Genomic DNA, 4,911 nt, shown 5'->3' with positions numbered 1-4,911 from the left:
GTGTGCCGTGTCGCCGGCGGCCCGTGCGAGGCCGGCCGGCCCGCCGGGTCCACCGCCGCCCCGAGGCCCGCGCTCAATCCGCCATCACATGGCCGGGAGGGCGCGAACGGCGCGGACGGCGGCGGTGACGACGATGACGGGACTCATCTGTGCAAGAACCCCTTGTGGGGCCGTGACGACGACGGATGCCTCCGGCATCCGATGGTGAAGTTCGTACGGGGAGCGGCGCTCGGCGGATGGGACGCCGTCAAGGGAGCCTGGGAAGGCGCCGGCTCTCTGGGCTGCCTGCTGCACGCCTGCAGCCACCAGGGCTTCAAGGACGATTGGAGCGGGCTGAAGGACTCGTTCAGCCTCGACGGGCTCAGGTCGATGTGGGAGGGGATGACCGAGCACTGCCGCAAGGCGACGGTCGAACAGGGAACGCGCTGCGCCGTCAACTGGGCGAGTGCGATCTTCGGTGCCGGCGGCGCCGTCCGTAAGCTCACCGGCCACCCGGGCGGCGATCTACTGGGGCGGCTCGAGAAGAGCTTCGGCCCGGTCGCCCGCCGGCTCGAAGCGCTCGGCCTGTCCGGCGTCGTGATCGAGCGGCTCCTCGAGCAGGCCAGGCGGAACGGCGTACAGAAGCAGCTCGAGAGCATCGCCGACCACGCGGTGAGCGGCACGATACCCAAAGATCTGGCCCAGAAGGCGCTGTACGACCTCGATGACGCGTCGCGGAGGGGCCGTCTCGACGCCGACACCTACCGTCGGCTGCTGCGCGAGCTGGCCGACGCCGGCGACGAGGCTACCTTCCGTGTCGCGCACGCCCGGCTGCAGTCGGTTTTCGCGCAGCGGGCTCTCGTCCATGGCGACGCCGCCGGGGCCAGGCAGGCCGCCGACGCCGCCGAGGCGGCGTTGGCGGAGGCGAGAGGGCGCTATCGGGCGGACGACCCGTCCCTTGCCAGGATCGAGGCCGAGACCGTCCAGGCTCAGCGCGTCGCCGACCTCGCCGAGCAACTGCGGGCGCTGGGACGGCTCGACGCGGGCACCCTCGAACTGCTCAAGAGGCATGGCGTCAACCTAGAGATCGTCAGAACCGGCGACCCCGGCAGCCGGTCCTTGACCGTGACGCGCACCCACTACAACTCCGACGACAACACCCTGGTGATCCGCTCCGATCGGGCGGGCCGGCCGGTGACCGATGAGTTCCTCCGTTTCACCGACGAGGAACTGCCGGACCTCGCCGCAGAGAGACGGCTAGCGGGTCAGCCGATCACCGATTGGGACGGCCTCGACACCTGGTGGCAGGGAGCACGCCACCACCCCACCGACCGGGCGTACCGGGAGTGGGTCGACTCGACCTTGCGTCCGGTGTCCACGGGCCTCCCGAACCGATCGCGGCAGGCCATCGCGCGTTACCGACTCGACGACAGCTACCAGCGGATCAATGGTGCCCTGCGCGGGGGGAGAATGAGCCCGGCCACCGAGCGGGACATCGCGGAAATGGACGAGGCGATGCTGCTGTCCCGGGTCCCGGAGGACCTGATCGTCACCAGGCGGGCCGGAGCCGACGGATTCGACCGGCCCATTGATCAGCTCGAGGGCACCGTGCAGGCCGAGCGCGGCTTCCTGTCCACGTCGACGCAGAAGACCCCGCTGCTCATGACGCATATGAAGAACAATTCCGCAGAGCTGGCGACGATGTACCTGCGGGTCCCGAAAGGGACACCCGGAGTGCACATGAGCGGAATCCCGTATGCGGGGCGGGGCAACACCGAACTCCTCCTCGCCCGCGGCAGCCGCTACCGCATCGACAAGGTCGTCCACGAGGACGGAAGGTGGAAGGTCTTCGGCACGGTCGTCCGTGACACCGACGCGGCCGCACCATCCTGAGCGAACCGGTCTTCTTCAAGATCACCAATTGATCGGAAGGCCTACGCCGGCACGGGGCGGTACATCGGCCCCGGCTCCGGCTCGAACTCGTCGTAGGCTGGCGGAGCCAATGAGCTACGTGATGACGAACCCGAACATGACACGTATCCGGCTCGGTTCGCACCTATCTCACCACCGGCGAGCGGCCGGGCGGCCTGGAGTGGGTCCAAGAGCGAGCCGAACTGGGATTCCTTCAAGATCGCCAGTTAAATCGCCGTTAATTCGGTAAAGCCGCCGTTCCAGGGCGCTATGGCGCGGACTACCGTCGTGAACTGTGCTGATCAGTCCCCACGAGCAAGAGCGCCTGCTCATTCACGTGGCCGCCCAGGTGGCCCGCGAACGCCGTGCCCGCGGGCTGCGGCTCAACCATCCCGAGGCCACCGCCATCATCGCCGTCTTCATCCTCGAGGGCGCCCGCGATGGGCGCACCGTGGCCGAGCTGATGGAGTCCGGCCGCACAGTGCTGACCCGCGAGGACGTCATGGAAGGGATCCCGGAGATGCTGGACTCGGTTCAGATCGAGGCGACCTTCCCGGACGGCACCAAGCTCGTGACCGTGCACCGGCCGATCCCATGAGCGGCGGCGCACCGGAGGCCACCGGAGGGCTGGTGCCCGGGCAGGTGATCCCCGGCGATGAGCCGGTCGAGCTCAATCCCGGGCGTGCCCGCACGAGCGTCACGGTGGTCAACACCGGGGACCGGCCGATCCAGGTGGGCTCGCACTACCACTTCGCCGCGGCCAACCCCTCGCTCCGATTCGACCGCACCGCGGCATGGGGACACCGGCTGGACGTTCCCGCCGGCACGGCGGTGCGATTCGAGCCCGGTGTCACCCGTGACGTCTCCCTGGTGCCGCTGACCGGCCGCCGCGTCGTACCGGGTCTGCGTCTCGAGCACGCGGGAGAACTGGATGGCTGAGATATCGCGGGCCCGCTACGCGGAGCTGTACGGACCGACGACGGGCGACCGGGTGCGGCTGGCCGACACGGACCTGTACATCGAGGTCACCGACGACCTGAGCCGCGGCGCGGGCGCCGGCGACGAGGCGGTGTTCGGCGGGGGCAAGGTGATCCGCGAATCGATGGGCCAGGCGCGTACCACCCGCGCCGACGGTGCCGCGGACCTGGTGATCACGGGCGTCGTCGTCCTGGACCACTGGGGCATCGTCAAGGCCGACATCGGCGTACGCGACGGCCGTATCGTCGCTCTCGGCAAGGCGGGCAACCCCGACACGATGGACGGCGTCCACCCCGACCTGGTGATCGGGCCGTCCACCGAGATTCTCGCCGGCAACGGCAAGATCCTCACCGCGGGCGCGGTCGACTCCCACGTCCACCTGATCTGCCCGCAGCTGCTCGATGAGGCGCTCGGCGCTGGTGTGACCACCCTCATCGGCGGCGGCACCGGCCCGGCCGAGGGCACCAAGGCCACGACCGTCACGGGCACCTGGTACCTCGGCCGCATGCTCGAGGCACTCGACTCCTGGCCGGTCAACGTGGCCCTGCTGGGCAAGGGCAACACGGTCGGCGAGGAGGCGCTCTGGGAGCAGCTGCGCGCCGGCGCGTCCGGCTTCAAGCTGCACGAGGACTGGGGCTCGACCCCCGCAGCGATCGACGCGTGCCTGCGGGTGGCCGACGCCTCGGGCGTCCAGGTGGCGCTGCACACCGACACCCTCAACGAGGCGGGCTACGTCGAGTCGACCCTGGAGGCCATCGGCGGCCGGTCCGTCCACGCCTACCACACCGAGGGCGCGGGCGGCGGGCACGCACCGGACATCATCACGGTGGCGTCGCACCCCAACGTGCTGCCGTCGTCGACGAACCCCACCCGGCCGCACACGGTGAACACGCTCGACGAGCACCTCGACATGCTGATGGTCTGTCACCACCTGAACCCGTCGGTGCCGGAGGACCTCGCGTTCGCCGAGTCGCGCATCCGGCCGACGACGATGGCGGCCGAGGACGTCCTGCACGACCTGGGTGCCATCTCGATCATCGGCTCCGACTCGCAGGCGATGGGCCGCATCGGCGAGACGGTGATCCGCACCTGGCAGACGGCGCACGTCATGAAGGCCCGCCGGGGCTCGCTCGGAGGTCCCGCCGACAACCTGCGCGCCCGCCGGTATGTCGCCAAGTACACGATCTGCCCGGCCATCGCGCACGGCCTGGACGATGAGATCGGCTCGGTCGAGACCGGCAAGCTCGCCGACCTCGTGCTGTGGGACCCCGCGTTCTTCGGCGTACGCCCGCACGCGGTGGTGAAGGGCGGCATGATCGCCTGGGCCGCGATGGGCGACGCGAACGCCTCAATTCCGACCCCGCAGCCGGTGCTGCCCCGCCCGATGTTCGGCGCCGTTCCCGCCGTGGCCGCGAGCACCTCGGTGCACTTCGTCTCCCCCGCCGCCGTCGAGGACGGGGTCGCCGACCGCCTGAACGTGCGGCGGCGGCTGACGCCCGTACGCGACACCCGCGGGCTCGGCAAGGACGCCATGCCGCTCAACGACGCACTGCCCAGGATCGACGTCGACTCGGACACCTTCACGGTGGCGATCGACGGCGAGCAGATCGAGCCGGCCCCGGCGGCCGAGCTTCCCATGGCACAGCGATATTTCCTGTTCTGATGGACACCCGCCTGCTGTTGCTCGCCGACTCGCGCCTTCCCGCGGGCGGGCACGCGCACTCGGGCGGCGTCGAGCCCGCCGCGTCGGCCGGCGCCGTCACGGATCTGGAGAGCCTCGCGGACTTCCTCGCCGCCCGCCTCGCGACGGCCGGCCTCGTCACCGCCGCACTCGCCGCCGCCGCCTGCTCCCTCTCCTCCCCCCTTCCCCGCCGTGATCATGCAGTTGTTCGCGCCGGAGAAGGGGAACAACTGCATGATCACGGCGTAGAGGGGGGGCGGTGGCGGCTGCTCGACGCGGAGGCCGACGCGCGGATGCCCTCACCGGCTCAGCGTGGGGCCTCGCGAGCCCAGGGGCGGGCCCTGCTCCGCGTCGCCCGTACG

General features: G+C 70.5%; 5 protein-coding genes. All 5 read left to right on the top strand.

Features of this window, described 5'->3' with window-relative positions; all coding sequences use genetic code 11:
- Positions 1–1,872, top strand: a 1,872-nt coding sequence (locus HKK72_RS35925) for an ADP-ribosyltransferase (protein ID WP_222721575.1), incomplete at its 5' end; no start/stop codon positions are given.
- 313 nt (positions 1,873–2,185) lie between these two features.
- Positions 2,186–2,488, top strand: a complete 303-nt coding sequence (locus HKK72_RS35920) for an urease subunit gamma (protein WP_187238856.1) — start codon at positions 2,186–2,188, stop codon at positions 2,486–2,488.
- A 29-nt stretch (positions 2,489–2,517) separates the two neighbouring features.
- Positions 2,518–2,829 (top strand): urease subunit beta, encoded by a 312-nt coding sequence (locus HKK72_RS35915; protein ID WP_187238857.1) that lies wholly within the window; start codon positions 2,518–2,520, stop codon positions 2,827–2,829.
- Positions 2,822–4,531 (top strand): urease subunit alpha, encoded by a 1,710-nt coding sequence (locus HKK72_RS35910; RefSeq protein WP_187238855.1) that lies wholly within the window; start codon positions 2,822–2,824, stop codon positions 4,529–4,531. The genes HKK72_RS35915 and HKK72_RS35910 overlap by 8 nt, the downstream gene beginning before the upstream one ends.
- Positions 4,531–4,911, top strand: a 381-nt coding sequence (locus HKK72_RS35905; protein ID WP_315987615.1) for an urease accessory UreF family protein, incomplete at its 3' end; no start/stop codon positions are given. The genes HKK72_RS35910 and HKK72_RS35905, both read left to right, overlap by 1 nt.

It is taken from the genome of Actinomadura sp. HBU206391 (genome assembly GCF_014323665.1).
Taxonomy (GTDB): Bacteria; Actinomycetota; Actinomycetes; order Streptosporangiales; family Streptosporangiaceae; genus Actinomadura_C.
This window is presented reverse-complemented; position numbering and strand designations above follow the sequence as displayed.